A 25,458-nucleotide genomic window follows, 5' to 3' on the forward strand; every position below is an offset into this window, starting at 1 on the left:
AAATTTCCTTCAATTTCAATTAATTACGAATTACATCGAGCTAAACAACGGCTTTCTCCGCGCGCAGGTTGGTGGCCGGGAGCGGGTTTTCACCTGTCTAGACCTGTCGACGCCGCATCACGCTGCCCGTCCGTCATGCCGACCGTTTCCAGACCGACCAGCCGGTAGCCGAACTGCAGTTCCGTCAACAGGTGCCGCGGGCGCGCCGGCACCGGTTCGAGCTTCTGCCGCAGGTTCGTCATGTACACGCGCACGTAGTGCGCGCGCTCCGCGTCGTGGATCCCCCACACCTCGGCCAGCAATTGCCGCGCGGCGACCACGCCGCCGCGCGCGCGAATCAGCGCGGCGAGCAGCCGGAATTCGAGGCGCGTCAGATGAACCGGCTCGCCGCCGCGGGCGACTTCGTGCTTGCCGAGATCGACGGTCACGTCGCCGAAGCGCACGATCGACGACGATTGCCCGTCGGCCGACACGAACGCCGCGCGCCGCAACTGCGCGCGCGCCCGCGCGAGCAGTTCGGGCACGCCGAACGGCTTCGGCAGGTAATCGTCCGCGCCCGCGTCGAGCGCCGCGACCTTCTCCACCTCCTGCTGCCGCGCCGACAGCACGATCACCGGCACCGTCGACCATTCGCGCAGTTCGCGGATGAACGTCTTGCCGTCGTCGTCCGGCAGCCCGAGATCGACGATCACGAGATCGGGCTTGCTGCTCGACGCGTACATCCGCGCCTCGCGGGCCGTCGACGCCTCGCAGGTGTCAAGCCCCTCCTGTTCCAGTGCCATCCGCACGAAACGGCGGATGTCCGATTCGTCCTCGACGACAAGTACGCGCGATCTGATCATGTCCGGCTCTCGTGTTCGATGTCGGGTGGCGCACCCAGTGGCAGGCGAATCTCGAACCGCGCGCCGTGCGGATCGAGCGGCACCGCGCGGATCGAGCCGCCGTGCGCGTTGACGATGCTGCGGCACAGCGCGAGCCCGAGCCCCACGCCGCTGATCGACGATTCCTTGCGCTCGCGCTCGAACGGCTCGAACAGCGGCTCGGTGTTGCGCGCGACGAAGCCGGGCCCGTCGTCCTCGACGAACACGTACAGCGTTTCGCCGAACACGCGTGCGCGCACCGCCACGGCCGCCTCCGCGCCCGCGTACTTCGCCGCGTTGTCGAGCAGGTTCATCAGCACGCGCTCGATCAGCAGCGCGTCGACGTCGATCAGCGGCAGGTCGGCCGGCAGGTCGGCGCTCACGTCGCGGCCGGCCAGCACGCCGGCCGAATGCGCGAGCGCGCTGCCGACGATCTCGTCGAGCATGTGCCACTCGCGATTCAGCCGCACGCCCTCGCTCTGCATGCGCGCGAGGTCGAGCAGGTTCACGACGAGCCCGTGCAGCGCCTCGGCCTGGTTGCGGATGCCGTGCGCGAGCGCGGCCGGCTGCCCGTCGGCCAGCCGCTCGGGCCGCTCGAGTGTCTCGGCGAGCCCGCGGATGGCGGTCAGCGGCGTCTTCAGGTCGTGCGACACGGCGGCGAGCAGCGCGTTGCGCAGCCGCTCGCCTTCGATCCGGACGAGCGTGTGCTGCGCGACGCCGACGTAGTGCACACGTTCGAGCGCCATCGCGATCGACGAGCACAGCGCGTCGATCAGGCGGCGATCGTCGGGGTCCGTGGGTACCGGCTGCGCGTCGCCGAACAGCACGAGCACGCCGCGCACGCGCATCGGCGCCTTCAGCGGCAGGTACTGCGCGGCCGCGCGCTCGAACGGCGGCAGCCCGCACCCGGCTCCGCGCGCATGCTCGTAGGCCCAGCGCGCGATCGGCGCTTCGACGAACGCGGCGTGCGGCGCCGGCATCAGACGGTCGTCCGCGTCGGGCAGCACGAGCGCGACGCGCACGCCGAGCAGCGGCGCGATCGTGCCGGTGCAGATCGACGCGATCTGTTCGGTTTCGATCGCCGCCGACAGGTCGTGCGCGACACGCGCGAGCGCGGCCGAGCGCTTCTCGTTCGCGCGCGCGGCCCGCGCCTCCGCGCGCAGGCGTGCCGCGAGCTGGCCGATCGCGAGCGCGACGGCGAGCATCAGTGCGAACGTGAACACGTACTGCGTATCGGACACCGCGAACGACAGCCTCGGCTCGACGAAGAAGAAGTCGAAGCAGCCGACGCAGACGAACGCGGCCCACGCACCGGCCAGCCGGCCGAGCCGCAGCGCGATCAGCACGACGGTCATCAGGAACAGCATCACGACGTTCGACAGGTCGAACACGCGCAGCAGCGCGCTCGCCGCCAACGTCGCCAGCGCGCACACGAGCGTGGCGAGCAGCAGCGGCACCGCGTACTGCGACACCCACGCGTGCGTGCGCGGGTACGCCTCGCGCACGGCCAGCGCCGGCCGCGTATCGGGCCCCGCGCCCGCGATGCGGTCGGCCAGCGCCGCGCACGCGCGCAGCACGGCTCGCCAGCGGTCGCGGCGCGCGCCGGCAACGAGGCGGCGGGCAGCGATGTCCCGCCGCCTCGTTGCCCGTCGATTCGCTTCCTTCACGTTCACATTCACATCCATGATCGCTTCCGGCAATTGAAACGCCGAACGGCCCCGCGCACGCCGCGAAGGCGTGAGCGGGGCCGCGACGGCGCGTTCGGTCAGATAAACGGCGTCAACAGCATGTCGATCAGCTTGATGCCGATGAACGGTGCGACGATTCCGCCCACGCCGTAGATCAGCAGGTTGCGCCCCAGCAGCTTGCCGGCCGGCTCCGCGCGATACTTCACGCCCTTCAGCGCGAGCGGGATCAGCGCGACGATGATCAGCGCATTGAAGATCACCGCCGACAGGATCGCCGACGTCGGGCTGTGCAGGCCCATCACGTTCAGCGCGCCAAGCGCCGGATAGGTCGCGACGAACGCGGCCGGGATGATCGCGAAATACTTCGCGAGATCGTTGGCGACGCTGAACGTCGTCAGCGCGCCGCGCGTCATGATCATCTGCTTTCCGACCTCGACCACCTGCATCAGCTTCGTCGGGTTGCTGTCGAGGTCGACCATGTTGGCCGCCTCCTTCGCCGCCTGCGTGCCGCTGTGCATCGCGACGGCCACGTCGGCCTGTGCGAGTGCGGGCGCGTCGTTGGTGCCGTCGCCCGTCATCGCGACGAGATGGCCCTTCGCCTGGTGCTCGCGGATCAGCCGCAGCTTGTCCTCGGGCGTCGCTTCGGCCAGGTAGTCGTCGACGCCGGCTTCCGCCGCGATCGCCGCCGCGGTGAGGCGGTTGTCGCCGGTGATCATCACGGTCTTCACGCCGACCTTGCGCAGTTCGGCGAAGCGCGCGGCGATCCCGTGCTTGACGATGTCCTTCAGCTCGATCGCGCCGAGCACGCGGGCGCCGTCGGCGACGACGAGCGGCGTGCCGCCGCGCCGCGCGATTTCGTTGACGGCCGTCTCGACCGCCTGCGGAAACGCGCCGCCGAGCGCATCGACGTGCGCGCGGATCGCCGACGCCGCGCCCTTGCGCACCTGCCGCCCGCCGATATCGAGGCCGCTCATCCGCGTGCGCGCGCTGAACGGTACGGCAAAACCGCCGTCGATCGTCTTGCCCTCCAGCGCGAACCGCTGTTTCGCGAGCGCGACGATCGAACGCCCCTCGGGCGTCTCGTCGGCAAGCGACGACAGCTGCGCGGCCTCGGCCAGTGCACGCTCGTCCACGCCCGGCGCCGGCCGGAACTGCACGGCCTCGCGGTTGCCGAGCGTGATCGTGCCGGTCTTGTCGAGCAGCAGCACGTCGACGTCGCCGGCCGCCTCGATCGCGCGGCCCGACGTCGCGAGCACGTTCGCGCGCATCATGCGGCTCATCCCGGCGATGCCGATCGCCGACAGCAGCGCGCCGATCGTCGTCGGGATCAGGCAGACGAGCAGCGCGATCAGCACGGTCAGGCTCACCGCCGAACCCGACGCGTTCAGCAGCACGCTGAACTGCGAGAACGGCAGCAGCGTCGCGCACACGAGCAGGAAGATGATCGTCAGCGCGACGAGCAGGATCGTCAGCGCGACTTCGTTCGGCGTCTTGCCGCGCTTCGCGCCCTCGACCATCGCGATCATCCGGTCGAGAAAGGCCTCGCCCGGCTGCGCGGTGATCTTCACGACGATCCAGTCGGACAGCACGCGCGTGCCGCCCGTCACCGACGAGAAATCGCCGCCCGACTCGCGGATCACGGGCGCGGATTCGCCGGTGATCGCCGATTCGTCGACCGACGCAACGCCGTCGATCACTTCGCCGTCGGCGGGAATCGTGTCGCCGGCCTCGACGAGCACGATGCTGCCGGCCGCGAGTTCGTCGCTCGGCACGCGATGGCTGGTGCTGCCGTACCGCTTCGGTTCGTCGAGCACCTTCGCGTACACGCGCTTGCGCGCCGCGCGCAGCGCGTCGGCCTGCGCCTTGCCGCGCCCTTCGGCCAGCGCCTCGGCCGCGTTCGCGAACAGCACGGTGAACCACAGCCAGCACGCGACCGCGAAGATGAAGCCGGCCGGCGCATCGCCGGTGCCGGTCAGCGCCTGCAGCCACAGCACGGTCGTGACGATGCTGCCGAGATAGACGACGAACATCACGGGATTCTTCAACTGCACGCGCGGCGCGAGCTTGCGGAAGGCCTCGCGCAGCACGGGCGTCCGGCGCATCGGCGGCACGGCGCCGACCGGGATCGCCGCCGGATTGATCGGGGTTTCGATATGGGACATGAGTGACTCCGTGGTTCCTGCCATTACTTCGCGCCGGCCGCCTGGCCGAATGCGCGATCCAGCGCGAGGTTCAGGTCGAGCACGCGCACGCGCGGTTCGCCGAGCACGCCGAGCTGGCGCGGCGATGCGATGCGATCGACCAACGCCGCGACCTGCGCGGCATCGACGCCGCGTGCCTGCGCGACGCGTGCCGCCTGCAGCCGCGCGTTCGCCACCGAGATCTCGGGATCGAGCCCCGATGCCGACGCGGTCACGGCATCCGCCGGTACCGGCGTGCCGGCGGCGAGCGCGTTCTCCTGCCGGTACGCGCGTACCCGCTGCGCGATATCCGCGAGCAGCTTCCTGCTGGTTGCTCCCTGGTTGCTGGCGCCGCTGCCGGCCGCGTTGTACGGCTGATCGACCGTCTTCGACGGATCGGCCGGATCGGTGCCGGTCGTCGCGCTCGGCCGCCCGTGGAAGTAGCCGGCGCGCGTGAAGTACTGCCCGATCACCGTCGAGCCGATCGTCGTGCCGTTGCGCTCCACGAGACTGCCGCGCGCCTGCGACGGGAACAGCACGTTCGCGACGCCCGTGGTGAGCAGCGGATACGCGATGCCCGTGACGAGCATGAACAGCACCGACGATGCGATCACGGGCCGCACGAGGCCGCGCGTCGCCGCGCCGAACGAAGAACCGGGTGCCGGCGCGGCCGCGGCCGCTGCCTGGCGATTGCCTTGCATCATGATGTTTTCCTCAGAACAGTTGGCCGCCCGACATCAGCAGGTGCTCGACGACCGGGCCGAGCGCGAGCGCGGGCAGGAACGTGAGGCCGCCGACGACCAGGATCACGAAGACCAGCAGGCCGGCGAACAGGCCCGTCGACGTCGACAGCGTGCCCGCGCTTTCCGGCACGCTCTTCTTCGCGGCGAGGCTGCCCGCGACCGCGAGCATCGGCAGCAGCGTCAGGTAGCGGCCGATCAGCATCGCGAAGCCGATCGTCGTGTTGAAGAACGGCGTGTTCGCGTTCAGGCCCGCGAACGCGGAGCCGTTGTTGGCGGTGCCCGACGTGTACGCGTACAGCACCTCGCTGAAGCCGTGCGGGCCGAGGTTCGCGAGGCTGTCCATCGTCGAGTGCAGCATCGCGGCCAGCGCGGTGAAGCCGAGGATGCTGAACGGATGCGCGAGCACCGCGAGCATCACGAGCTTCATCTCGCGCGCCTCGATCTTCTTGCCGAGGAATTCCGGCGTGCGCCCGATCATCATCCCGACCAGGAACACCGTGAGGATTGCGAACGTGAACAGGTTGATCAGGCCGACGCCGTCGCCGCCGAACACGTTGTTCAGCATCATCTGCGCGATCGGCACGAGGCCGCCGAGCGGCGTCAGCGAGTCGTGCATCGCGTCGACCGACCCGGTGGTCGCGGCGGTCGTGACGGTGGCGAACAGGCTCGTCTGCGCGATGCCGAAGCGCATCTCCTTGCCTTCCATGTTGCCGCCCGGCTGCGCGGCGCTCATCTGCTGGTCGACGCCGAGCCCCGCCACGAGCGGATTGCCGTGCTGCTCGGCCGAATAGATCACGGCCAGGAAGCCGACGAACATCACGACGAACGCACCGAGGATCACCCAGCCCTGGCGGCGCCGGCCGATCATCGTGCCGAGCGTATAGGTCAGCGCGGACGGAATCAGCAGCATCGACAGCATGTGCAGCGTGTTGGTGAGCGGCGTCGGGTTCTCGAACGGATGCGCGGCGTTCATGCTGAAGAAGCCGCCGCCGTTCGTGCCGATGTGCTTGATCGATTCGAGGCTGGCAACGGGCCCCGTCACGATCTGCTGGCGCGCGCCTTCGAGCGTGGTCGCCCACGCATCGGACGCGAGCGTCTGCGGCATGCCCTGCCACACGTACACGAGCGCCATCGCGAAACTGAGCGGCAGCAGCACGCGATAGGTCACGCGCGTGAAGTCGACCCAGTAGTTGCCGATGTCCGCCGCGCTCTTGCGGCTCAGCCCGCGGATGAAGCCGCCCGCGGCCGCGACGCCGGTCGCCGCGCTGGCCACCATCAGGAACGTGATGACGGCCATCTGCGAGAAGTTCGACAGGCTGCTCTCGCCCGCATACGCCTGCCAGTTCGTGTTCGTGATGAACGACGCGGCGGTGTTGAACGCGAGGTCGGGGCTTTGCGCGGCGCGCTGCAGTGCGTCGAACGGCAGCGTGTCCTGGATGCGCAGCAGCAGGTAGCCGAGCAGCATCATCCCGGCATTGCTGAGCAGCAGCACCATGCCGTAGCGCTGCCACGACATCGCTTCGTCGGGATTCACGCCGAGCAGCGCATAGGTACGGCGTTCGACCCACGCGTGGCGCGGGCTCGTAAAGGCGTGCGCGAGCCATTTCCCGACGACGGGCACCAGCGCCAGCATGATCGCGAGAACGATCGCGAATTGAATGAGATTGTTGAACATGTCGACGCTCGCTCAGATCCGGTCAAGGCCGGTGATGAAACCGGCCGTCAAGGCAAAGAACGCGAGCGTGAACAGAATGAAAAGCAGATCGCTCATGACATCCACCGATATTTTCGAATTCCTGTTGAATCGCGCCGATCAATACCGCTCGGGTTTGATCAAGGCATGAAACAGATAGATAAAGAGCGCGAGCGACAGCGCGCCGGTGATCCACAACATGGCTTTCCCCTTTTTTCGTATGCGCGGCGACGCCGCGCGATCGTTGGCGTGGCGGGCCTTGCCTTGCCGGCACAGGCCCGTGTGACGCCCCCATGCTCGTCTGGCGAATGGGATGCGACAGTGTAGAAATCCGCGTATCAAAGCGGTGTTCAATTTCTTTACAGGGAATAAAAAAGCCGTAAAGACGAAAGCCGGCCGACGGGGCATTTTTATGCGTTCTTTTCAGGGCCCGCGCGAGTCTATACACCGTATCGTCACCGCGATTCCTAGAATGGGCGGCATGTCCAGGACGAGATCTCCGCGGTGCGGAGCACGAAGTGACCGGGGTGCCAGCATGAAACCGACCAGAACCGAAACCGCCGCTTCACGCGATCTGCCGGCCGTTCGTTCGCGGCGCCGGTACCCCGCCGACGAACGCGTGCTGCTGTCGATCCGCGTCGAATCCGACAACCTCGCCGTCGTGCGGCGCCTGCTGCACCAGGCGGTCGGCACCGCGCTCAATTTCTACACGGCCGCGATCGACGAGCGCACCGGGCGCGCCTGCATCGAGCTCGAGGTCGCACGGTCGCAGGCATCGCCGGCCATCCTGTCGATCCTCCGCCTGCTGCCGGCCGCCGAGTTCGGCACGATCCGCCTGTTGCAGCACTAGCGGCGTTCGCCGCGGCCGCGCGTGACACGCGTCACGCGCGGCCTCACCTTTTCAACGATTCATCGATTCATCGATTCGAACGCGTGTTCCGGTGCGAACGCGCGACGAATCGTCGTTCCCGTCGCGACGGGCCTTTCCAGGAAGCACTCACAATGAAAAAAGCAGTCGTCGGTACCCTTTCCCTCGCATTCTTCGGCGCCGCCGCGCATGCGCAAAGCAGCGTCACGCTCTACGGGATGCTGGATGCGGGCATCGTCTATACGAACAACCAGTCGGGTAAAAGCGCGTGGCAGCAAGGCAGCGGCCTGCTGTCGAATACGGTCTTCGGCCTGAGCGGCAACGAGGATCTCGGCGGCGGCCTGCATGCGCTGTTCCGCCTCGAGAACGGCTTCAACCTGAACAACGGCACGCAGTCCTACCGGAACACGATGTTCGGCCGCCGCGCGTACGTCGGCCTGCAGAGCGACCGGTACGGCGCGCTGACGCTCGGCCGCCAATACGATGCCGTGGTCGACTACCTCGGCCCGCTCGCGATGGCGAACAACGGCGACGGCAACAATCTCGCGTCGCATCCGTTCGACAACGACAACATCGACGATTCGTTCTACATCGACAACGCGGTGAAATACACGAGCCCGACGCTCGCCGGCTGGCAGTTCGGCGGCCTGTACGGGTTCAGCAACGCGGCCGGCGGCTTCGCGAACAACCGCGCGTACAGCGCGGGCGTGTCGTATGCGAACGGGCCGGTCAGCCTCGGCGCCGCGTACCTGCAGCTCAACCGCGGCGGGCTGACGGCCGGCGGCGCGCTGTCGACGAACGACGGCCCGAACTTCCCGGCCGTGCGCCAGCGCGTGATGGGCGCGGGCGGCAGCTACGCGTTCGACCGGCTGACGGTCGGCGCGCTGTGGACGCACTCGATGTTCGACGAAACGGCCGCGTCGTCGCTGCCCGGCGCGCTGAACGCGCTGCGCTTCGACAACTTCGAGGTCAACGCGCGCTACACGCTGACGCCGGCCGTCTCGCTCGCGGGCGCCTATACGTTCACCGACGGCCGCTACGACGACGCCACCGGCAGCCACCGGCCGAAATGGCACCAGGTGACGCTGATGGCCGACTACGCGCTGAGCAAGCGCACCGACGTGTATGCGGAGACGGTCTACCAGCACCAGTTCGGCGTGCCGTCGGGCGCGACGCTCGGCTTCGCGAACGTGACGGGGCTCGCGGCTTCGTCGACCAACACGCAGGTGGTCGCGACGGTCGGCATCCGGCACCGGTTCTGACCGCGCGCGGACTGCCGCGGGCCGGCCGCTCTGTGCAATCCCGCATGGACGCGCGCCGGCCGAACAGGGATCATTCGGGAAATCCGGGCCCGCACGCCCGCGAAACCGGTACACTCGGCGCCGGGCGCGCGCCGGATCGGCATTCGGCGGCGGGCCGCCGCCGACTCTCGAACCGTGATCCCATGACCACACCGATCTATCAGGAAATCAAGGACTTCATCCTCGCGCGCATTCATGCCGGCGAATGGGCGGAAGGCGACCAGGTGCCGTCGGAGAACGAACTCGCGCGCGAATTCAACGTCGCGCGGATGACCGTGAACCGCGCGCTGCGCGAACTGACGGCCGAGCAGGTGCTCACGCGCACGCGCGGCTCCGGCACGTACGTCGCGTCGCCGAAGTACGAATCGACGCTCGTCGCGATCCGCAGCATCTCGGACGAAGTCGCCGCGCGCGGCCACGGCTATCGTGCGCAGGTGCTGCTGGTCGGCGCGGCCGTCGCCGATGCGAAACTCGCCGACGAACTGCAGCTCGACGCGGGCAGCCCGATCTTCCATTCGCGCGTGCTGCACTTCGAGAACGACACGCCCGTGCAGCTCGAGGAACGCTGGGCCAATCCGGCCTGCGCGCCCGAATACGCGTTGCAGGACTTCACGACGACGACGCCGAACCAGTACCTGACGCGCGTCGCGCCGCTGCAGCGCGTCGAATACCGGATCGAGGCCGCGATGCCCGACGCCGAAACACGCCGCCACCTGACGATGGACGACCGCGAGCCGTGCCTGCTGCTGCATCGGCGCACGTGGTCGCAAGGAATGGTCGCGTCGGTCGCCAACCTGTGGCACCCGGGCAGCCGCTATCGCTTCACCGGGCATTTCTGACGTCGACGCGCGGGCTCACCGCGCGCCCGGCCGTCCCCAGCGCTCGATCGCACCGACGGCCGGCGTCAGGCCGTCGTCCTGCGCGATGCGCGCGCCGAGTTCCGTTGCGCGCGCCTTCGTGTCGCCGCGCTCCGCGAACGCAATGGCCCGCGCCAGCGCGGCGGCGTCCACGCGCCGCCCCGCGACCGGCGCATCCGCGACGCCGAGCCGCTGCAGCCGGTTCGCCCAGAAGAACTGATCGCCCGCGAACGGCACGACGACGGACGGAATGCCGGCCCGCGCAGCCGAATGCGTGGTGCCCGACCCGCCATGATGGATCGCCATCGACACACGCGGGAACAGCCGGTCATGCGGCGTATCGCCGATCACATGAACGTGCGCGGGCAGCATCGACGCGTCGATGCCGCTCCAGCCCGGATGGAACAGCGCACGCCGGCCGCCGAGCGCGCGCACGAGCGCATCGACCATCCCGGCGCGATCGAAGCCGGCCATGCTGCCGAAACCGATGTACACGGGGGGATCGCCCGCGTCGAGAAACGCCGCAAGATCGGGCGGCGGTTCCCATGCGTGTGCATCGATTCGCCACTGGCCGCAGGCCTGCGCCTGCGACGGCCAGTCGGCCGGGCCCGACAGCAGTGCCGGCGACACGCCATACAGCATCGGATGATCGGTCCACACCCACCTGCGCGGCGGCAACGCGCACACGCTCGCGCGCGCCGCGTTCGTCGACTTCCTGAACGCCTGCCACAACAGCGCGTTCACGAACCGGTGGCTCGCGCGGTTCAGCCAGCGCGGCACCTTCCCCGGCGGCAGGAACGGCGACGCGAATTCCGCGGTGGGCGTAATCGGGATCATGCCGGCGCCGATCGCCGGCACGCCGCGATACTCGGCAACCGACAAGCCGACGAACGATACGAGCCCCGACACGAGGATCGCGTCGCACCCGGCCGACGCCTCCGCGACCTGCCGCATCCACGCGGCCGTGTTCGCGTTGGCGATCGCCGCGAGCGCCTTCGACGTGTCGTTGAAGCCGCCGCGCCCGCGCACCGCATCGGCCAATGCGCCCTCCGGCGCAATCGCGCGGCGGATATCGCCGGACAACGGCGCCGACGGCACGCCGAGCATGGCGGCCGAGCCGAGCGTTGCCGCGTCGGCCAGCAGCCGGACGTCATGGCCGGCATCGATCAGCGCACGACCGAGCGCCGCGAGCGGGCGCGTGTCGCCTTCGGTGCCGTAGGTGGCGATGACGAGTTTCATGCGTGACTCCTTGCACCCGACGGAGGCAGGTGGATTCATAAAAATGCACGTCGTATACTAATGCAATTCGTACACTTTTATCCGATCCCTCGCCATGCCGACTCCGACCGACGATCCGGGCCGCCGCGCGCGCAAGCGCATCCAGATGCTCGCGCATCTCGCCGCCACCGGCGCACGCCTCTTCGACGCGCACGGCTACGAAGCCGTCACGATGGAGCAGATCGCCGCGCAGGCCGATGTCGCGAAGCGCACGCTGTACAACCACTTCGCAACGAAGGAAGCCGTGCTCGCGCACTGGCTCGAAAGCGAACTCGCGCGCGATCTCGCGCATCTGCAGCGCGATGTCGCGCGGCGCAAGACGTTCGTGTCGCGCATCGGCTGCGTGCTCGATGCATCGGCCGCGTGGTGCGAGCAGCATCCCGCGTACCTGCTCGCGTATCTGCGGCATCGCTTTCTGAGCATCGGCGTGGCCGAACCGGAAAGCGGCAATGAGAACGGCAGCGATATCGCGTTCGTGTGGCAGCAACTGATCGCGGCCGGGCAGCAATCCGGAGAACTGAACGGCACGCTGCGAGCCGACCAGCTCGCGACGTGGTTTCATCACCTGTATCTCGCGGCGATGCTGCGCTGGCTGACCGTGCCGGGGCTGTCGCTGAAACGAGAGTTCCAGGCGGTCGCGAAGCTGTTTGTCGAGGGGGCGGAAGCGAAACGGTGAACGGCACCGGTGATGCATCGAGCACGACAGAACCGGCCAGCGCAGCGCCTCCGGTGAATACGGTGCGATAGCCGCGTCGCGCGGCGCATACGCATTTTTACGACGAACGCATGCATCGCATGCCAAATTTCCCGCGCGGCAGTATGCTGGCGACGTACGGCTGCGCACGACGCTTCGGGTAATCCCTGTATCGGCACATCGTCGCGCGGCCGTCGCGACCGCAATCATGCGTTGCAAGGAGGGATTCGTGATGGCAACCACGCATCAGCACTTCCACCTCGAACTACGGCACGCCACCGCGCCGACCTATTTCATCAGCTACCTGTTTCCCGCCTTGCTGTTCGTCTACGAGCTGCTGCGCGTGGGCCAATGGATCCGCGATCACGGGATGCAGTTCGGCGCGTTCAAGCAGATGGGTTACGAGTATCTGCTGATGCTGCTGTTCGTCGGGCTGCAGATCTTCGTCGAGGCGATCTTCCTGCTCGGCGCCGCGATGCGCCGCGACAATCGCGACTTCGAGCACCGGCTGCCGAACGTGATTCTCGGCATCGGTCTCTCGATCGCGCTGCTGGCGATCGATCTCGCGATCCAGCTCGCGTTCTGAATGCACGCTGCCCGCTCGGGGGCTCAGGCGCCCGAGCGGTGCAGGAGTTCGCAGACCGCGGCGAGCACGTCGACCGTCCGCCCGCATCGTCGCTCGATGACTTGTGTCAGCGAGTCTTGGACTCGTTCATGACAGGCTTGCTTCTAGAACGCATTTGCCCTTCCAGCCAGTATGGCGGGATACGGGACATCAAGCTGCTCTGCCACGTGAGCGGCGTCCATGTCTTGCCACCATCCTCCGAATACACGATCTCGGGATTGTCCTTGTCCGCCATATGCGCATAATTGGCTGCGAGCCAGACATGGTTCGGATCGGCAACGTACGCACTGACAGCCTGGGAAATCGTATCAGGCAATTGGGTCGTGACCCACGTGATGCCATCATCGGAGCGGATCAACGTTCCCTCGGTCGTGCCCGTTATCCACCAATGTCCGTTCGGTGTCCAACCCAGTTCAAACAGATAATCCGGGTTGCCGAGATCGGTCGATTTTACGGCGCATGTCTCGGGCGAAATACTGACGGCAAGATAACGGGTGTCGCCGGCCTGATTGCCGCCCAACGTTACCAGGCCGACCAGCGGCCCGTCCGCATCAACGAAGCGGACGGCACCGCGCAGAAACTCGCTGGCACTTCCGTCTGCCGGATCAAGGCCCAGTTTCCTGACATTGACTTCGCACTCGTGCCCACCACGCCGGACCTTCACCGAATGACGAACATCGTCAGCAGACACGGTGTAATGAGCGCCGAGGACGATGGCTCGTCGATCTGCGTCGGTTTTTACCACACGACCATTGGCGCTATCGATGACCCTGTTGCCGATGTAGAAGCGCCCCTGCGTGTCGGCACCAATGGCCAATAGAAGCCCGCCGTATCGGTCACGGCGATTTGCCTGTCATCAGCCAAGACGAACCGCAGGTACTCCGAGTACTTCTGGAAAATCGTCAGCCGACCGATCTCCAGCTTGTGTACCGGATTGTCTGCGCCTGAATTCGCCGCATCAGCGACGCTTGCCGCGCCCCCGAATGCAAACAAGGCTGCAGCGAGCGTAGTCTTGATCCATTTAGCGCACTGCATCGGATCCCCCTCGTCGGTCTCGCGCGGGTCAATATACGCTGCACAGGCGCGAACGATTCCTCTGTTTTCAGGCCAGGACGGCGGATCAACAACTCATCGCACGACCATCCTGCGCTCACACCCCATGCCGCGTCAGGAAATCCTTCACCGCGTCGAGCACGTCGTCGGTCCGCTCGCGGTGCGGCATGTGCCCGCACCGGCCGAGCAACAGATACGACGACGGCCCCGCGACGCGCGCGGCGATCCGCTTCGGATGCACGTCGGACCCGTATTCGTCGTCTTCGCCGTGAATCGCGAGCGTCGCGCATTGCACGCGCGGCAAATCCGCGTCGAGATTCCAGTCGCGAAACGCGGGCGACAGCCACGTGTCGACCCACGCGCGCAGCACCCATTCGGCCTTGTCGCCGTGATAACGCGCGAGCCGGTCGAGCTGGCCCGGTTCGTCGAACTGCTGCCCCGCATCGCGAATGCCGGCCAGCGTGCGATCCTCGACGAATGCCTGCGCGGCGATCGTCACGAGCGCACGGCAACGCGCCGGATAGGCAGCGGCACACCCGACCGCCATCCCGCCGCCGACGCTGTGCCCCAACGCGACGAACGCGTCGACATCGAGTTGGTCGAGCAATGCGGCGAACGCATGGTCGGCCTCGTCGCGCACGAACGTCGTGCCGAGTTTCCCCGGGTGCCGGTCCGAGCGGCCGAAACCGAGGCGGTCGTAGGCGATCACGTCGCGCTGCGTGACGCTCGCGAGCTGCGCGGGGAAGTCGCGCCACAGGTCGACGCAGCCGAGCGAATCGTGCAGCAGCACGATCGGCGCGGCCGGCTTAGGGGCGGCCGGCTCGGAGGCGGCCGGCTCGCCCGCACCCGCTGCCCGTTGCACCGGGCCGCCGCGCCACCGTTTCACGAAGAGGCGCCCTTGCGGCGTCTCGACGGTTGTCTCCTCGATCGGAATGTCGGTCATGTGCCTGTCGTCTGCATGAAAGCGGCCGCGCCTCGGCGGCCTTGCCGGATCCGGCGATGTTGGCCCGCGCCCGCGCCCAGCGTCAAGCAAGCCCCCACCGCCCGCGCGTTCATTCGGGCTGCGGCGGCAGATACTCCATCTGCGCCTCGTCGTACAGCCGGTAGATCAGCGCCTGCATCGCGCGGATGTCCTCCGATTCGTCGAGCATCCGCATGCTCATGATGATCGGCGACACGAGGTTCGGATCGTCGAGCGGCTTGTAGCTGATGTCGTCGCGCTTCAGCCCGTACACGCTGTGCGGCACCACCGACACACCCTCGCCCATCGCGACAAGACCGAGCGCGATCTGCAGTTCGCGCGTCTCGTAGATCTTGCGCGGCTGCAGCGCGCGATCGTGAAAGGCCGCGAGCACCTGGTCCGCATAACTCGGGCGCGGCGCCTTCGGAAAGATGATCAGCGTGTCGTTGACGAGATCGTGCAGCGACAGCACGGGCTTCGCGCTGTCGAGCACATGGCCGACCGGCAGCGCGACGATCATCCGCTCCTCGCGCAGCACGACGCGCCGCACGCTCGGGTCCTCGTGGCGGATGCGCCCGAACCCGACGTCGATGCGCCCTTCCTTCAGCGCCTTGATCTGGTCCATCGTCGACATCTCGTGCAGGCTCAGCTCGACGGCCGGATACTCGCTGCGAAAGCGCCGGATGATCTTCGGCAGCATCCCGTACAGTGTCGAGCCGACGAAGCCGACCGACATGCTGCGTTCGATCTTGCCGACCCGTTTCGTCATCGATTCGAGCTCGGTCGTCTGTGCGAGCAGCTGCACCGCGTGCGAATAGAAGAAGCGCCCCGCGTCGGTCAGCTTCAGCGGCCGCGCGTTGCGCTCGAACAGCGGCACGCCGAGCGCTTCCTCGAGCTGCTGGATCTGCCGGCTCAGCGGCGGCTGCGCGATATGCAGCCGTTCGGCCGCCCGCGTGAAATTCCGCTCTTCGGCAACCGCGACGAAGTAGCGGAGGTGTCTCAACTCCATGTTCGATGTCTCCCGGACAGCGATCCGGCGGTCAACCCCGGCCGGACGATGTCGTCACGATACCGCAGGCGGCGCGATCCGCCACGCACGGCCCCCGCCCGGCGCCGCCCAAAGCAAAACGGGAAGCCCGCGAGCTTCCCGTTGCCTGATCGACGCCGCGGCACGGCGGCGTCACGCGCCGTCCGTCACACCTCGGTCGCGTAGAGCGCGTCGCGCTGGGCGTCGCTCAGCGAGTCGAGCGGCACGTCCGGCAGCTGGTAGCAGATCATCGTGCCGTACAGTTCCGCGAGGCAATTGCTGCCGGCATCGAGCGCGTAGCCGTCCTCGCCGTCGGGCGCCGGCGGGTACACTTCGCGCCACGCGTTGATCGCGGCTTCGATTCGCACGATGGAAACGGGTCCGGCCTTCCGCTCGGCGGGTGATGCGCTCATGGATTCCTCTGGGTTGCGCGCTCCGCGGGCCGTATCGGCCCGGATGGAACGATGAAAACGCCGGGCATCTCGCCGGCCGCCGCACCGCGCGCGCGCCGGATGCCGATCCGCGCTGCGCGCCCCGCGCCGGCCGGGCCATGGCCCGGTAGGGTCGGGCAATATAACCGGCTTTGACCCCGTGCAGGCAAAAGCCGGGCAAAAAAAACGGGAGGCGCGCGGCTTCCCGTTTCGTCGCATGCCGCGCGGCTGTACGCCGCGCCCGCGTCAGCCCGCGGTTTCGCGGTTCGCCACCGGCTGCCGCTGCGCGCCGCGGCTCGCGGCGATCCACGGCGCGATTTCCATGTCCTCGTAGCGCACGAAACGGCTTTTCTTCAGGAACCGGAAGCCGAGCCACACGACGAGGAACAGCGGAATGCCGACATAGGTCGCGGCCACGCCAGCCCAGTCGATCCGGTTCGCGAGGAACGCCTGATAGTCCTGCCCGAGCGCGATCACGAGGCACAGCACGAACGCGAACAGCGGGCCGAACGGGAACCACTTCGACTGGTACGGCAGCTGGTCGAGCGCGTAGCCCTGCTTCACGTAGCCCTTGCGGAACCGGTAGTGGCTCACCGCGATGCCGAGCCATGCGATGAAGCCCGTCATCCCCGACGTGTTCAGCAGCCACAGGTACACGGTCTTGTCGCCGTACAGCGACGTGAAGAAGCACAGCGCGCCGACGGCCGTCGTCGCGTACAGCGCGTTGCGCGGCACGCCGCCGCGCGACAACTTCGCGAAAATCCTCGGCGCACGGCCTTCGGTCGCGAGGTTGTAGAGCATCCGCGTCGACGCGTACATGCCCGAGTTGCCGGCCGACAGCACGGCCGTGAGGATCACCGCGTTCATCACGCCGGCCGCGAATGCGAGGCCCGCGTGGCGAAACACGAGCGTGAACGGGCTCACGCCGATGTCGGTCACGTCCGTCTTCAGCAGGTTCGGGTCGGTGTAGGGAATCAGCACGCCGATCACGAAGATCGCGAACACGTAGAACAGCAGGATCCGCCAGAACACCTGGCGCACCGCGCGCGGGATCGTCGTGCGCGGGTTTTCCGATTCGCCGGCCGCGACGCCGATCAGCTCGGTGCCCTGGAACGAGAAGCCGGCGATCATCGCGACGCCCATCAACGCCGGCAGGCCGCCCGCGAACGGGGCGTCGCCGATCGTCAGGTTGCCCCAGCCGTTGCTCGGCGCGCCCTTCAGAATGCCGAAGATCATCAGCAGGCCGACGCCGATGAACGCGACCACCGTGACGACCTTGATCAGCGCGAACCAGTATTCGGCCTCCCCGAAGCCGCGCACGGTCAGCGCGTTGAGCAGGAACATCACGCCGAGGAACGCCGCGCTCCACCACACGCCGGGCACGTCCGGAAACCAGTAATGCATCACGAGCTGCGCGGCGACGAGCTCCACCGCGATCGTCACGGCCCAGTTGTACCAGTAGTTCCAGCCGAGCGCGAAACCGAAGCCCTCGTCCACGTATTTCGCGCCGTAGGTCGCGAACGAGCCCGACACCGGCATGAACGCGGCCATTTCGCCGAGGCTCGTCATCAGGAAGTAGACCATCAGGCCGATCAGCATGTACGCGACCATCGCGCCGCCGGGGCCGGCCTGCGAGATCGACGCGCCGGACGCGACGAACAGGCCCGTGCCGATCGAGCCGCCGATGGCGATCATCGTCAGGTGGCGCGCCTTCAGCGCGCGATGAAGCTTGGGTGGGTTCGCGGACGAACCGGGTTGGTCGGATTTCGGAAGTGCGGACATAAACGAGACGAACGTTGAGCGGGCCGGCATCCGTAGCCGGCGCATGCGGAATCGGAGCGCGGGGCGCGTCCTGCGATGCATTCGATGCGGCCCCGATACGCGTTGCGCGGCGGGCGCCTGCGGCGAAGCGCGGATTCTACCTGATTCGTCACGGGGGCAGCTCAGGTGCCGCCGCCCGCGGCCGCTCCGGAGATTTCGCAGAATCAAGGGGTTGGCCGCGTCGCGACCGGGCCGGCCGGGCCGTCGCCGCGCGCCGGTGCAAAAAACCATGCGCGCCGGGTGGTCATCCAGTTTTCCGCTGCCACGGTGTTTCTCCGCTGCCTTGTCGCAATCCGCCAGCTACCGCGACGGCACACATAATCGCCGGGTAATCACGGGATTATTCAGACAAAATGACCGATATCGGCAATTGATTCAAATCAAATCACCCGCACCTAAAGCGGTAACGATGCGTAACCGTTTCAAATCGCCGCCCGGGCATGCATCTTTTGCATGCGCACACGAATGCCGCGAATTCGCGAGATAATGCGGCCCGATTCGAAATCAACAGCGAGCGGAATCGCCAACGACGCGATATCCGCCGCCCGCCGCCCTCGAGGATGAAGTCATTCACGCTGCCCGCCACGCTGCGCCGCCATACGGCGTCGATCGTGGCACGCATTCTGTCGCCCCGCGGCGTGCTCGTTGCGGGGATTTTGCTGCTGATGTTCAGCTGGGGGCTTTCCACGGCGCTTTTAATCGAGGCGCGGCGCGATGCATATGACCATGCGGTCGAAAATGCACGCAACCTGATGCTGCTGATCGAACGCGATATCGCGCGCAATATCGAGCTCTACGATTTGTCGCTGCAGAACGTCCTCGACGGCGTGGCCGATCCGGAACTGACGACATTGCCGCCCCGCCAGCGCCATCGGCTGCTGTTCGACCGCGCCGCCACCGGCGAATATCTCGGGTCGCTGTTCGTGATGGATGCGCACGGCAATATCGTGATCGATTCGAGCGCATCGCCCGCGCGGCAAGGCAACTTTGCGGATCGCGACTATTTCGCCGTGCACCGCAACGATGTCGCGCAGGGCCTCTATATCAGTCGGCCGTACGCATCCCGGCTGCGCGGCGGCGCGCTGACGATCGCGCTCAGCCGCCGGATCACGCTGCCCGACGGCTCGTTCGGCGGCATCGTCGTCGGCACGCTCAGCATCGACTACTTCCGCGCGCTGCTCGACGGCCTCGCGGTCGGCAAGCACGGGAGCGCGGCCATCGCCGAGCTCAACGGCACGCTCGTGAGCCGACTGCCCTACGACGCGCGCGTGGTCGGCATCGACCTGCGCGGGTCGCCGCTGTTCATCGAGGCGCTGCGCAGGCAGGAAGGCGTGCTGTCGGGCGTCGGCAGCATCGACGGCGTGCGGCGCGTCTATGTTTACAAGCATCTTGCCGGCCTGCCGCTGATCGTCGACGTCGCGCCCGCCGAGGTCGACATCTACGCGTCGTGGCACCACCGCGCGATCTGGACCGTCGTGCTGATGTGCCTGTTCACCGGATTCATCGCGTGGGGGTCGCTGGCGCTGTCGCGCGAACTGAAGCGCCGGCAGGTCGCCGAATCGAAGCTGTACCGGCTCGCGCACACCGATGCGCTGACGGGCCTCGACAACCGCGGCACGTTCGACACCGTGCTCACGAAGGAGGCGCAGCGTGCGTCACGCAGCGGCCGCCCGCTGTCGGTGCTGTTCGTCGACGTCGATCACTTCAAGGCGTTCAACGACTACTACGGCCATCCGGCCGGCGACGACGTGCTGCGGCGCGTCGCGCAAACCGCGTCGCGCTGCCTGCGTCGCGACAGCGATCACGTCGCGCGCTACGGCGGCGAAGAATTCGTCGTCACGCTGCCCGACACCGATGCGCAAGGCGCGGTGACCGTCGCCGAAGGTATCCGGCGCGCGATCGCGGAGCTCGGCATCGAGCACGTGAAAAGCCCGTACGGACGTGTCACGGCGAGCATCGGCGCGGCGACCGCCGCTGACGGCCGCCTGAATGCCGCGACGCTGCTGCAGCGTGCCGACGAGGCGCTGTACCGGGCGAAGTCCGGCGGACGCAACCGCGTGCTGGAAGCGCTGCCGGGCACCGCGGACGCATGACAGTGCGCTGACGTGACGCGAAGCCGCGCGGCGGCCGGCTCCGCCGACGACCGCGCCCGTGGACAGCCCTGCCGCGTTCGGCTAGCGTTACGTCTGCTGCGCACGCGGCGCGGCGCCGGCCCGCGCAGGCCGCGATGCGCGTTCCGGCCACTCCAGCTCCGCCATGACCACCCCGTTCCCTGCCCGGCTGCCGCCGCTCCTGCGCAACGCGCTCCGCCCGCTGCTCGACCCGTACCGCCGCTACCGGCACGCGAAGCTGATCCATGCGGCGCGCGTCGCGCTCGCGATTCTCGTGTCGATCGCGCTGTCCACCGGCCTGAACGTGCCGCACGGCGAGTGGTCGACGATTACCGTGCTGATCGTCGTCGGCGGGCTGCAGCATCACGGCAACATCCGCAAGAAGGCGGCCGAGCGCGCGCTCGGCACGTCGATCGGCGCGCTCGCGGGGCTCGGGCTGATCCTGCTGTATTCCGCCGCGCACGCGCCGATCGCGATCTACCTGCTGATGGCGCTCGCGTGCGGCGTCTGCGCGTATCACGCGATCGGCAAGGCCGGCTATATCGCGCTGCTGTCGGCGATCACGATGGTGATCGTCGCCGGGCACGGCGACAACGAGATCGTCGACGGCCTGTGGCGCGCGGTGAACGTGCTGATCGGCATCGCGATCGCGCTGGCGTTCTCGTTCGCGCTGCCGCTCTACGCGACCTATTCGTGGCGCTACAAGCTCGCCGACGCGCTGCGCGCGTGCGCGGCCGTGCATGCGCGGGTCGCGGGCGACCGCCAGGTGAGCGACGACGCGCACCTGAAGGAAATGGCCGCGCTGAGCGCGCTGCTCGTGCAGTTGCGCTCGCTGATGCCGTCGGTGTCGAAGGAATGCGAGACGTCGATGACGCAGCTCGAGGCGATCCAGCGCAGCCTGCGCCTGTGCATCGGCTACCTGGAGATCCTGTCGAGCGCGGTGCCGGCCCGCGACGACCTCGCGGCCCGCGAATACATGCGCGTCGACATGAAGGCCGTGAACCGGCGCATCCGCGATACGCTGGTGGGCGCGAGCCGCGCGCTCAAGTTCGGCACGCCGAGCCGGCTCGCGCCGCGCCGCCGGCCGGCCGAGCCAGCGCACGACGCACCGCCGCCGCAGCTGTCCGGCTACGTGTCGATCACGGCCAAGCTGGCCGGCGAAGTCGACCAGTTGCGCGAGAAGCTGCTCGATACCGCCCAGTCGTGGAATATCTGACGCTCGCGGGCATCCGGGCTTTACGCCGGCGTCTTTCATATTCCTTTCGGCGCGACACACCGGCATCCCGACCGCTGCAGCCCGGCCGATCCGGCCCCGGAAACACGGCCGGCGTCCGCGCTCATCGGCGCCTGATTTGCCGTGATTTCGCGCCGTCCCGGGCGGCGTTCTCCACCCGGTTAACCGCCCGTCAGGCCCGCCGCGACAGGCCCGGCGACGGTTCCGGACAAAAATCAACCCTTGCCCCAACCTCCCGGACAGCCGATACTCGCATATTCCGCGAAATACGATCCCACCGGCTTCAATCCACGGTAATTCCTATGAGCACGATTCTCGAAAGCCTCCCGACCGGCCAGAAGGTCGGTATCGCCTTCTCCGGCGGCCTGGACACCAGCGCAGCGCTGCACTGGATGAAACTCAAGGGCGCCGTCCCGTACGCATACACGGCGAACCTCGGCCAGCCCGACGAAGACGATTACGACGCGATCCCGAAACGCGCGATCGAATACGGCGCAGCCGGCGCCCGCCTGATCGACTGCCGCGCGCAGCTCGTCGCAGAAGGCATCGCGGCGCTGCAAAGCGGTGCGTTCCACATCACGACGGCCGGCGTCACGTACTTCAACACCACGCCGATCGGCCGCGCCGTGACGGGCACGATGCTCGTCGCCGCGATGAAGGAAGACGGCGTCAACATCTGGGGCGACGGCAGCACGTACAAGGGCAACGACATCGAGCGCTTCTACCGCTACGGCCTGCTCGTGAACCCGGATCTGAAGATCTACAAGCCGTGGCTCGACCAGACGTTCATCGACGAGCTCGGCGGCCGTGCCGAAATGTCCGAGTTCATGAACCAGGCCGGTTTCGCATACAAGATGTCGGCCGAGAAGGCCTACTCGACCGATTCGAACCTGCTCGGCGCGACGCACGAAGCGAAGGATCTCGAAAGCCTCGAGAGCGGCATCAAGATCGTGAACCCGATCATGGGCGTCGCGTTCTGGCGCGACGACGTCAAGATCGCCGCGGAAGAAGTGACGGTGCGCTTCGAAGCCGGCCAGCCGGTCGCGCTGAACGGCGTCGAGTTCACCGACCCGGTCGAGCTGCTGCTGGAAGCGAACCGCATCGGCGGCCGTCACGGCCTCGGCATGAGCGACCAGATCGAAAACCGGATCATCGAGGCGAAGAGCCGCGGCATCTACGAAGCCCCGGGCCTCGCGCTGCTGTACATCGCATACGAGCGTCTCGTCACCGGCATCCACAACGAAGACACGATCGAGCAGTACCGCGAGAACGGCCGCCGTCTCGGCCGCCTGCTGTACCAGGGCCGCTGGTTCGACCCGCAGGCGATCATGCTGCGTGAAACGGCCCAGCGCTGGGTCGCGCGCGCGATCACCGGCGAAGTGAAGATCGAACTGCGCCGCGGCAACGACTACTCGATCCTGAGCACGAAGTCGCCGAACCTCACGTACCAGCCGGAACGCCTGTCGATGGAGAAGGTGGCATCGACGTTCTCGCCGCGCGACCGGATCGGCCAGCTGACGATGCGCAACCTCGACATCACCGATACGCGCGACAAGCTGCGCGTGTATTCGCAAGTCGGGCTGCTGACGCCGGGCGAAGCATCGGCGCTGCCGCAGATCAAGGGCGACGACAAGTAAGTCGCGTCGCTCGACGCCGTGCCGCATCGCTGGATGCGGCACGGCCGGACAGGCTGCGCGGGTCGATCCTCTTCTTCACGCACGCAGCCTGCCGCTCCCTTCCTCTCCCCCGCCTTTCCGCTTCCCCTTCCGCAGTTGCATCACGCCGCGTAGCGCACCAACGGCACTGCGCCGCCGCACCAGTCATGGCAAGCTGCGAGTCGTTCGATTTCTTCGTCGACTCATGACCACCCTGACCGTCATCCACCTGAACGGCCCGATCAACAGCGGCAAGACGACGATCGGTCTCGCGCTCACCCGCATGCTGCCCGATGCGCGCTTCATCGACGGCGACGATCACGATGCGCCCGAAGACGCACCGTTCGACGTGCAGTGGGCGATCGCGCTCGAGCGTCTCGTCACGCAGATCGCGAATGCGCGCGAGCGTCATCTGGTCATCGCCTATCCGATCGGCGACACGGAATTCGGGCGGCTGCGCGCCGCCTGCGAAGCGCGCGATGCGCGGTTGTTCGTCGTGACGCTTGCGCCGCCCGAAGCGATCGCGTCGTCGAATCGCGGCTCGCGCGCGCTGACGGACTGGGAGCGGAGCCGGATCGCCGAGATGTATCGCGAAGGTTATGCGTCGCGGCCATTCAGCCAGATGGTGCTCGATACGTCGGACGCGACGCCCGACGCCTGTGCGGCGCGTATCGCGCGGCACGTCGCTGCGACGGCGTCGTAGAGCGGCACGACGGTCACCGTCACGGCGAACGGCACGACCGGAACCTTCACGATGGATTCGAGCTTCGTCGGCGAGCGTTTCTGTTTCAGGGCCGGTGATGTCGACCGGACGGCTGTGTCCGGCACGCCGCCGACGACGCCCGGCACGGTCGTGAAATTCCATGCGCTGACGCTCACGCACAGCTGATCGTGCCTCCCGGTGCACGAAGCCGGGCGGGCTCGCGATACGCGCCGTCCCGGCGCACCGGCCGCGCCTACGAGTGATGCCGCACGCCCGGCACGGCCGCTTCCTTCTCGCCCTTGCGGCTCAGCATCAGCGTGACGACCGCCGACACCGCGAGCGTGCCCGCCACCACGTAGAGCCCCGTGGCATAACCACCCGTCACGTGCTTCAGCCAGCCGATCGCGAACGGCCCGACGAACCCGCCGAGGTTGCCGATCGAGTTGATCATCGCGATGCCGGCCGCCGCGCCGGCACCCGACAGGAACGCGCTCGGCATCGCCCACAGCGGCGCCTTCGCGGCACTGATCCCGATGTTGACGACGACCAGCGCGAGCACGGTGAGCAGCGCGGTGCCCGCCTGCCCCGCAAACACGAAGCCGATGCACGCGAGCACGCACGGAATCACGACGTGCCAGGTGCGCTCGCCGCTGCGATCCGAATGCCGCGCCCAGGCGATCATTGCGACGACCGCGGCAATGCTCGGGATGCCGGTGAGCAGGCCCGTCTGCAGCGCGGTGAAGCCGAACTGCTTGACCATCAATGGCGCCCACAGGCCAAGCGTGTACAGCCCCGCCGACGTGCCGAAATAGATCAGCGCAAGCGCCAGCACGCGCGGATCGCGCAGCGCCTGCCACGCGCCGGCGGTATGCCCGGCATGCGTGTGGCGCGCATCGGCTTCGGCTTTCAGCTTCGCGACCAGCCAGTCGCGCTCGTCCGCCCGCAGCCATCCGGCCTGCGACGGCGAATCGGTCAGGCACCTGAGCACGACGAAGCCGAGCGCGACCGCCGGCAGCGCTTCGACGATGTACAGCATCTGCCAGTCGGCGAGCCCGAACATCGGCGGCATCTGCATGATCGCGCCCGACAGCGGCGAACCGATCGCAGTCGAGATCGGCGCGGCCGCCATGAACCACGCGGCGGCCACCGCGCGCTGCTTCGCGGGAAACCACAGGCTCAGGTACAGGATGATGCCGGGGAAGAATCCGGCCTCGGCCATGCCGAGCAGGAAGCGCAGCACGTAGAAGCTCGTCGGCCCGGCCGCGAATGCGGACACGGCCGACACGATCCCCCACGTGACCATCACGCGTGCGATCCAGATGCGCGCGCCGACGCGATGCAGAATCAGGTTGGACGGCACTTCGAACAGGAAGTAGCCGATGAAGAACAGGCCGCCGCCGAACCCGAACGCGGTCGGCGACAGGCCGATCGCCTTGTTCATCGTCATCGCGGCAAAGCCGACGTTGACGCGATCGAGAAAGCTGACGAAATAAAGCAGCATCACGAACGGAATGATGCGCCACATCAGTTTCCGCGCGACGCGGGTTTCCAGATTCGCTTGCATGTGTCTCCTCCTTCGAGGTCGAGCCGTGCTCTGTCCGTGAATGCTTGCCGGCGCCGCTGCGAAGCGGGCGGGCAGGCACCCGGCTCGCGTCGGATGCGCGAGTCGCGGGCA

At 67.6% G+C, this 25,458-nt stretch carries 23 protein-coding genes; 10 read left to right on the forward strand and 13 right to left on the reverse strand.

Annotation, left to right across the window (positions count from 1 at the left end):
* Positions 1-89 precede the first annotated feature (89 nt).
* The 6 genes from L810_RS05275 to kdpF all read right to left on the reverse strand — a co-directional run bounded on the left by L810_RS05275 (position 90) and on the right by kdpF (position 7,572).
* Complete coding sequence (locus tag L810_RS05275; protein ID WP_021157331.1) at positions 90-842, reverse strand: response regulator; 753 nt, start codon at positions 840-842, stop codon at positions 90-92.
* Positions 839-2,545, reverse strand: coding sequence for a DUF4118 domain-containing protein (locus tag L810_RS05280; protein WP_021157332.1), 1,707 nt, complete (start codon positions 2,543-2,545; stop codon positions 839-841). Before L810_RS05280 ends, L810_RS05275 begins: the two co-directional genes overlap by 4 nt.
* A gap of 80 nt (positions 2,546-2,625) precedes the next feature.
* A complete protein-coding gene (gene kdpB / locus L810_RS05285; protein ID WP_051392160.1) occupies positions 2,626-4,650 on the reverse strand; it encodes a potassium-transporting ATPase subunit KdpB in 2,025 nt (674 codons plus the stop codon).
* Between the two features lie 83 nt (positions 4,651-4,733).
* On the reverse strand, positions 4,734-5,432 hold the full coding sequence (gene kdpC / locus L810_RS05290; protein WP_021157334.1) for a potassium-transporting ATPase subunit KdpC: 699 nt from the start codon (positions 5,430-5,432) through the stop codon (positions 4,734-4,736).
* Positions 5,433-5,442: 10 nt separating this feature from the next.
* Positions 5,443-7,146, reverse strand: coding sequence for a potassium-transporting ATPase subunit KdpA (gene kdpA, locus L810_RS05295; protein WP_021157335.1), 1,704 nt, complete (start codon positions 7,144-7,146; stop codon positions 5,443-5,445).
* Between the two features lie 138 nt (positions 7,147-7,284).
* Positions 7,285-7,572, reverse strand: a complete 288-nt coding sequence (gene kdpF, locus L810_RS49725; protein ID WP_081712797.1) for a K(+)-transporting ATPase subunit F — start codon at positions 7,570-7,572, stop codon at positions 7,285-7,287.
* Between the two features lie 127 nt (positions 7,573-7,699).
* On the opposite strand from kdpF, the gene L810_RS05300 reads away from it, so the two are divergent.
* From L810_RS05300 to hutC, 3 genes are all read left to right on the forward strand, one after another.
* Positions 7,700-8,014 (forward strand): hypothetical protein, encoded by a 315-nt coding sequence (locus tag L810_RS05300; protein WP_081712798.1) that lies wholly within the window; start codon positions 7,700-7,702, stop codon positions 8,012-8,014.
* Between the two features lie 152 nt (positions 8,015-8,166).
* Positions 8,167-9,294 carry a porin gene (locus L810_RS05305; protein WP_021157340.1) on the forward strand — a complete coding sequence of 376 codons (1,128 nt, stop codon included), beginning with the start codon at positions 8,167-8,169 and terminating at the stop codon, positions 9,292-9,294.
* 182 nt (positions 9,295-9,476) lie between these two features.
* Positions 9,477-10,172, forward strand: a complete 696-nt coding sequence (hutC, locus tag L810_RS05310; RefSeq protein WP_021157341.1) for a histidine utilization repressor — start codon at positions 9,477-9,479, stop codon at positions 10,170-10,172.
* A gap of 15 nt (positions 10,173-10,187) precedes the next feature.
* Here the strand turns inward: hutC and L810_RS05315 are convergent, their stop codons facing one another.
* Positions 10,188-11,429: a glycosyltransferase gene (locus tag L810_RS05315; RefSeq protein ID WP_021157342.1), complete on the reverse strand. Its 1,242-nt coding sequence runs from the start codon at positions 11,427-11,429 to the stop codon at positions 10,188-10,190.
* Positions 11,430-11,523: 94 nt separating this feature from the next.
* Here L810_RS05315 and L810_RS05320 point away from each other — a divergent pair, with 94 nt between their 5' ends.
* Both L810_RS05320 and L810_RS05325 read left to right on the forward strand, forming a co-directional pair.
* Positions 11,524-12,144, forward strand: coding sequence for a TetR/AcrR family transcriptional regulator (locus tag L810_RS05320; RefSeq protein WP_021157343.1), 621 nt, complete (start codon positions 11,524-11,526; stop codon positions 12,142-12,144).
* A 250-nt stretch (positions 12,145-12,394) separates the two neighbouring features.
* Complete coding sequence (locus L810_RS05325; RefSeq protein ID WP_021157344.1) at positions 12,395-12,748, forward strand: hypothetical protein; 354 nt, start codon at positions 12,395-12,397, stop codon at positions 12,746-12,748.
* 106 nt (positions 12,749-12,854) lie between these two features.
* Here L810_RS05325 and L810_RS46900 read toward each other — a convergent pair whose 3' ends face one another.
* The 5 genes from L810_RS46900 to L810_RS05355 all read right to left on the reverse strand — a co-directional run bounded on the left by L810_RS46900 (position 12,855) and on the right by L810_RS05355 (position 18,041).
* The gene (locus L810_RS46900; protein ID WP_155836123.1) at positions 12,855-13,604 is read right to left on the reverse strand and encodes a WD40/YVTN/BNR-like repeat-containing protein; all 750 of its coding nucleotides are present in this window, start codon (positions 13,602-13,604) and stop codon (positions 12,855-12,857) included.
* A gap of 333 nt (positions 13,605-13,937) precedes the next feature.
* A complete protein-coding gene (locus L810_RS05340) occupies positions 13,938-14,783 on the reverse strand; it encodes an alpha/beta fold hydrolase (protein ID WP_021157346.1) in 846 nt (281 codons plus the stop codon).
* Between the two features lie 109 nt (positions 14,784-14,892).
* Complete coding sequence (locus L810_RS05345) at positions 14,893-15,810, reverse strand: LysR family transcriptional regulator (protein WP_021157347.1); 918 nt, start codon at positions 15,808-15,810, stop codon at positions 14,893-14,895.
* 185 nt (positions 15,811-15,995) lie between these two features.
* A complete protein-coding gene (locus tag L810_RS05350) occupies positions 15,996-16,241 on the reverse strand; it encodes a DUF3717 domain-containing protein (RefSeq protein ID WP_042973317.1) in 246 nt (81 codons plus the stop codon).
* Between the two features lie 264 nt (positions 16,242-16,505).
* Positions 16,506-18,041 carry an amino acid permease gene (locus L810_RS05355; protein WP_042973318.1) on the reverse strand — a complete coding sequence of 512 codons (1,536 nt, stop codon included), beginning with the start codon at positions 18,039-18,041 and terminating at the stop codon, positions 16,506-16,508.
* A gap of 599 nt (positions 18,042-18,640) precedes the next feature.
* Here L810_RS05355 and L810_RS05360 point away from each other — a divergent pair.
* From L810_RS05360 to L810_RS48905, 5 genes are all read left to right on the forward strand, one after another.
* Complete coding sequence (locus tag L810_RS05360) at positions 18,641-20,173, forward strand: GGDEF domain-containing protein (RefSeq protein WP_042973353.1); 1,533 nt, start codon at positions 18,641-18,643, stop codon at positions 20,171-20,173.
* Between the two features lie 163 nt (positions 20,174-20,336).
* Positions 20,337-21,407, forward strand: a complete 1,071-nt coding sequence (locus tag L810_RS05365) for an FUSC family protein (RefSeq protein ID WP_021157352.1) — start codon at positions 20,337-20,339, stop codon at positions 21,405-21,407.
* Positions 21,408-21,727: 320 nt separating this feature from the next.
* The gene (argG, locus tag L810_RS05370; protein WP_021157353.1) at positions 21,728-23,062 is read left to right on the forward strand and encodes an argininosuccinate synthase; all 1,335 of its coding nucleotides are present in this window, start codon (positions 21,728-21,730) and stop codon (positions 23,060-23,062) included.
* A 223-nt stretch (positions 23,063-23,285) separates the two neighbouring features.
* Positions 23,286-23,783, forward strand: a complete 498-nt coding sequence (locus L810_RS05375; RefSeq protein ID WP_021157354.1) for a hypothetical protein — start codon at positions 23,286-23,288, stop codon at positions 23,781-23,783.
* A gap of 51 nt (positions 23,784-23,834) precedes the next feature.
* Complete coding sequence (locus L810_RS48905; protein ID WP_021157355.1) at positions 23,835-23,969, forward strand: hypothetical protein; 135 nt, start codon at positions 23,835-23,837, stop codon at positions 23,967-23,969.
* A 67-nt stretch (positions 23,970-24,036) separates the two neighbouring features.
* Here the strand turns inward: L810_RS48905 and L810_RS05380 are convergent, their stop codons facing one another.
* On the reverse strand, positions 24,037-25,347 hold the full coding sequence (locus L810_RS05380; RefSeq protein WP_021157356.1) for an MFS transporter: 1,311 nt from the start codon (positions 25,345-25,347) through the stop codon (positions 24,037-24,039).
* Positions 25,348-25,458: the final 111 nt, after the last annotated feature.

Source organism: Burkholderia sp. AU4i (genome assembly GCF_000466765.1).
Taxonomy (GTDB): domain Bacteria; phylum Pseudomonadota; class Gammaproteobacteria; order Burkholderiales; family Burkholderiaceae; genus Burkholderia; species Burkholderia cepacia.

Excerpts from the sequence above, each read along its gene's own strand:
- kdpB (WP_051392160.1), bottom strand. The coding sequence starts at position 4,650 with ATGCGCCGGACGCCCGTGCTGCGCGAGGCCTTCCGCAAGCTCGCGCCG.
- L810_RS48905 (WP_021157355.1), top strand. The coding sequence starts at position 23,835 with ATGGATTCGAGCTTCGTCGGCGAGCGTTTCTGTTTCAGGGCCGGTGAT.
- L810_RS05345 (WP_021157347.1), bottom strand. The coding sequence starts at position 15,810 with ATGGAGTTGAGACACCTCCGCTACTTCGTCGCGGTTGCCGAAGAGCGG.
- L810_RS05365 (WP_021157352.1), top strand. The coding sequence starts at position 20,337 with ATGACCACCCCGTTCCCTGCCCGGCTGCCGCCGCTCCTGCGCAACGCG.
- L810_RS05300 (WP_081712798.1), top strand. The coding sequence starts at position 7,700 with ATGAAACCGACCAGAACCGAAACCGCCGCTTCACGCGATCTGCCGGCC.
- kdpC (WP_021157334.1), bottom strand. The coding sequence starts at position 5,432 with ATGATGCAAGGCAATCGCCAGGCAGCGGCCGCGGCCGCGCCGGCACCC.
- L810_RS05355 (WP_042973318.1), bottom strand. The coding sequence starts at position 18,041 with ATGTCCGCACTTCCGAAATCCGACCAACCCGGTTCGTCCGCGAACCCA.
- L810_RS05315 (WP_021157342.1), bottom strand. The coding sequence starts at position 11,429 with ATGAAACTCGTCATCGCCACCTACGGCACCGAAGGCGACACGCGCCCG.
- kdpA (WP_021157335.1), bottom strand. The coding sequence starts at position 7,146 with ATGTTCAACAATCTCATTCAATTCGCGATCGTTCTCGCGATCATGCTG.
- L810_RS05325 (WP_021157344.1), top strand. The coding sequence starts at position 12,395 with ATGGCAACCACGCATCAGCACTTCCACCTCGAACTACGGCACGCCACC.
- L810_RS05380 (WP_021157356.1), bottom strand. The coding sequence starts at position 25,347 with ATGCAAGCGAATCTGGAAACCCGCGTCGCGCGGAAACTGATGTGGCGC.
- L810_RS05350 (WP_042973317.1), bottom strand. The coding sequence starts at position 16,241 with ATGAGCGCATCACCCGCCGAGCGGAAGGCCGGACCCGTTTCCATCGTG.
- L810_RS05320 (WP_021157343.1), top strand. The coding sequence starts at position 11,524 with ATGCCGACTCCGACCGACGATCCGGGCCGCCGCGCGCGCAAGCGCATC.
- argG (WP_021157353.1), top strand. The coding sequence starts at position 21,728 with ATGAGCACGATTCTCGAAAGCCTCCCGACCGGCCAGAAGGTCGGTATC.
- L810_RS05375 (WP_021157354.1), top strand. The coding sequence starts at position 23,286 with ATGACCACCCTGACCGTCATCCACCTGAACGGCCCGATCAACAGCGGC.
- hutC (WP_021157341.1), top strand. The coding sequence starts at position 9,477 with ATGACCACACCGATCTATCAGGAAATCAAGGACTTCATCCTCGCGCGC.
- L810_RS05340 (WP_021157346.1), bottom strand. The coding sequence starts at position 14,783 with ATGACCGACATTCCGATCGAGGAGACAACCGTCGAGACGCCGCAAGGG.
- L810_RS05305 (WP_021157340.1), top strand. The coding sequence starts at position 8,167 with ATGAAAAAAGCAGTCGTCGGTACCCTTTCCCTCGCATTCTTCGGCGCC.
- L810_RS05275 (WP_021157331.1), bottom strand. The coding sequence starts at position 842 with ATGATCAGATCGCGCGTACTTGTCGTCGAGGACGAATCGGACATCCGC.
- L810_RS05280 (WP_021157332.1), bottom strand. The coding sequence starts at position 2,545 with ATGGATGTGAATGTGAACGTGAAGGAAGCGAATCGACGGGCAACGAGG.
- kdpF (WP_081712797.1), bottom strand. The coding sequence starts at position 7,572 with ATGCCCCGTCGGCCGGCTTTCGTCTTTACGGCTTTTTTATTCCCTGTA.
- L810_RS05360 (WP_042973353.1), top strand. The coding sequence starts at position 18,641 with ATGAAGTCATTCACGCTGCCCGCCACGCTGCGCCGCCATACGGCGTCG.